This is a genomic window from Salinicola salarius (assembly GCF_002179555.1).
In the GTDB taxonomy this organism is placed as follows: domain Bacteria; phylum Pseudomonadota; class Gammaproteobacteria; order Pseudomonadales; family Halomonadaceae; genus Salinicola; species Salinicola salarius_A.
Window position 1 is genome coordinate 1 of the sequence record NZ_NHOU01000093.1, and the last position, 2,051, is coordinate 2,051.

The following is a 2,051-nucleotide window of genomic DNA, read 5'->3' on the forward strand; positions in this document are numbered from 1 at the left end:
TCAATCAGCACCCTCGTGAATGAGGCGGGGTTCATACCAGCCATCCGCCGGCACTAGGCAGCGATAATGGGCGAATGCCCCGCGGAAGTAGTTGGAGGTGGCCACCTTCTCGACAGTGGCGTTGATGGGCTCGGGCGCCTTCTCCTTCGCCCAGTGCGGCCGGTAGCCCCACCACACCTCATCCATCACCAGCGGCGCGTCATCGCTGGGATGGCGCACCGCGGTGATCCAGGCGCCCGGCGCCACGTTATAGCGCGGAGTCAGCTCCTCAGGCTCCAACGGCAAGCGCAGGGCCTTGGAGAGCTTGGTGTATGGGCTATAAAGAGCAAAGCGGCCGCACATGATTTATGGCACATCTACAGTGTGTTGAACGTCATAAACATTTTCTTGAAAATGTGAGATCAAACGATGATCGAGGAGAGCTTGAAATATATCTCGACAAGCATCTTCAGTAACAACAATCCTATTATTGCCATCAACCGAGATATTAAGCTTTAGCCGATCCTTGTTTGCTATCAAACTTTTAATAAAATCGGAGTTTCTATAATACCCCTTTTCCTGAATAGCAGCCGCTCTCCTTAGCTGAATTTTATCTCGACCAACATATTTCTTAATCGGCTCAACATCGTCGAAAAGATCCACAAAATCTGAATCTTGGTTAAGCTGATCAAAGTTATCCAGATGAGCCTGCTTATAGTTAAGAATAGACTCACAATTATTCTTGTGAAGCGCAAACACAGTGGATCCACACACCAAAACATCAAATGTTTTTTGGATAGAAAACGTATCCGCCTCCTCAACCTCCAGCTCTTCATCCCGAAAATTTACAGAGATTACATTGCGACGCTTAACATTCTTCCACTCTGGAGGAGTCCTTTTTATCCCATAGACGACCCCACCATTCCTTACAAATTTAGCCACATAAAAAACGGCATTTGTAAGATGCTTCACTTTATCTATTCTTCTTTTATCATCTTGTTCATAACAGGCATCGACAATCAACCCCACATGCGTTTCTTCAAAGGGTATAGTAAGAGCACTGCCTTCATTGTTTTGTGCCAAAATGTTGTACGGCGTTATCTCTGTTACGTCCTCAACAACGGTCTGTGCTACCTCTGACAAGCCATCATCAAGATATTGTCCCGTCTCTACCCAGCGCCCAGTATATCTTGGAAGCTGCTTATTATTTGCATCCACACCAGTCTTGAATACCCAAAGATGAACATTGGCGCTATCAAAATCAAACTCTTTGAGAGATTTTAAATCATCACTCATTGTTCCCTCCGCACTATCATTACATCCTGTACTTTGTTATGATTTACGTACTCTGTAGGAATAACTTCTGAATTAGATAGCATAACACCCGTTCGTTTAGCCCCATTATCCCCTAAAACATAAGAAACCTCATAAAGCTTCCAGTTGAAGACAGCAAGCACGGGATTCAAAATAGCCCGCCCCGTCTTGTAGGTTATCCAAAAAAGCCACATTAAAAAAACTAAATACCCAAGAAACTCTTTGGACTCTGAGTACTCTATGGATATAAATGCAACCAGATAAGGCAAAACATAATTCATCAAATCCATTGGCACATGTTTAACTTCGACAACCTTGACTTCATGCTTACATCTGATCCGGCTGAGAATCCAAAGGGACAAAAGCAGACAAGACAAGCAAAAAGCAACCGCACCAAAACTCAAGAAAGGATTAGAGAACGGTATGTAGCATGTTCTCTCACCAGAAAAATACCCCCAGCAAATATCATCACTCAGCGCAACCTCATCAAAGTCCTTAATCAGAAGGATTATGCTAAGCGGCAAATATGATCCGCAAAAAATAAAAAAAGCTGAGAGAATCTTAAGCTGCATTTTTCCATCTCAGGATAGATGAAAAATAAAATAGGAAAAACTTTAACAAAGCGCTCTCCCTCTTTAATAGACCTAATTATTCACAACACTTTCCTAATCCGAATCTCACACCGCTCCAGGATCTTCACGTCCTTCATGTCCTGAGGCTTAATCAATTCGTAACTATTCAGGTGGCTGCGGATGGCA

The 2,051-nt window shown here is 43.6% G+C and carries 3 protein-coding genes; all 3 read right to left on the reverse strand.

Going from position 1 to position 2,051, the window contains the following annotated elements:
* The 3 genes from CCD76_RS19200 to CCD76_RS19210 are packed head-to-tail and all read right to left on the reverse strand — an operon-like array spanning nt 1 to nt 1,865.
* Complete coding sequence (locus CCD76_RS19200) at nt 1-342, reverse strand: SOS response-associated peptidase (RefSeq protein WP_087721090.1); 342 nt, start codon at nt 340-342, stop codon at nt 1-3.
* Nucleotides 343-345: 3 nt separating this feature from the next.
* Nucleotides 346-1,275 carry a Kiwa anti-phage protein KwaB-like domain-containing protein gene (locus CCD76_RS19205; RefSeq protein ID WP_087721091.1) on the reverse strand — a complete coding sequence of 310 codons (930 nt, stop codon included), beginning with the start codon at nt 1,273-1,275 and terminating at the stop codon, nt 346-348.
* Entirely contained in the window at nt 1,272-1,865 is a 594-nt protein-coding gene (locus CCD76_RS19210) for a hypothetical protein (RefSeq protein WP_087721092.1), read from the reverse strand. Before CCD76_RS19210 ends, CCD76_RS19205 begins: the two co-directional genes overlap by 4 nt.
* Nucleotides 1,866-2,051: the final 186 nt, after the last annotated feature.

Bases quoted from the DNA above. Each gene is read 5' to 3' on its own strand.
- CCD76_RS19200 (WP_087721090.1), bottom strand. From the start codon at position 342: ATGTGCGGCCGCTTTGCTCTTTATAGCCCATACACCAAGCTCTCCAAG.
- CCD76_RS19205 (WP_087721091.1), bottom strand. From the start codon at position 1,275: ATGAGTGATGATTTAAAATCTCTCAAAGAGTTTGATTTTGATAGCGCC.
- CCD76_RS19210 (WP_087721092.1), bottom strand. From the start codon at position 1,865: ATGCAGCTTAAGATTCTCTCAGCTTTTTTTATTTTTTGCGGATCATAT.